Genomic DNA, 694 nt, shown 5'->3' with positions numbered 1-694 from the left:
CCGGCCATGCCCATGAACCGCATTCAGTTCCAACCCGGCCTGTCGCTGCCGGCCTTCCTCGCCCAGTTCGGCACGGACGCCCAGTGCGAGGCGGCGCTCGAACAGGCCCGCTGGCCCGAGGGGTTTCGCTGCCCCGAGTGCGGCCACCCGCAGGCGGACATCCTCCACGTCGGCGCCCACAAGACCTTCCAGTGCCAGGCCTGCCGTAAACAGACCTCGCTGATCGCCGGCACGCTGTTTCAGAGCACCCACTTGGCCCTGACGGTCTGGTTTCTGGCCATCTACCTGATCAGCCAGGCCAAGACGGGGCTCTCCGCCCTCGCCCTGAAACGCTACCTCGGCGTGCGCTATCCGACCGCTTGGCTCATCCAGCACAAGCTGATGCAGGCGATGGCCGAGCGTGAGGGCACCTACACGCTCAGCGGCGAGGTCCAGGTGGACGACGCCTATCTGGGCGGGGAGCTCACCGGCGGCAAGGCCGGGCGGGGCTCGCCGAACAAGGTCCCCTTCGTCGCCGCCGTCTCCCTGACGCCCGACGGACAGCCGATCTACACCAAGATGGCGCCACTGCCCGGCTTCACCCGTCCGGCCATCGCGGACTGGGCCGCCGCAGACCTGGCGCCCGGCTGCCGGGTGACCTCCGATGGCCTGGCCTGCTTTGCCGGCGTCACCGATGCCGGCTGTGAGCACACCG

1 protein-coding gene is annotated in these 694 nt (G+C 69.6%); it reads left to right on the top strand.

Annotation, left to right across the window (positions count from 1 at the left end; translation table 11 throughout):
* Nucleotides 1-6: 6 nt before the first annotated feature.
* The coding region (locus CKO41_RS18305) for an IS1595 family transposase (protein WP_200383293.1) at nucleotides 7-694 on the top strand (688 nt) is incomplete at its 3' end.

Origin of the sequence: Thiococcus pfennigii, assembly GCF_016583835.1 — a bacterium.
Lineage (GTDB): Bacteria > Pseudomonadota > Gammaproteobacteria > Chromatiales > Chromatiaceae > Thiococcus > Thiococcus pfennigii.
This window is presented reverse-complemented; position numbering and strand designations above follow the sequence as displayed.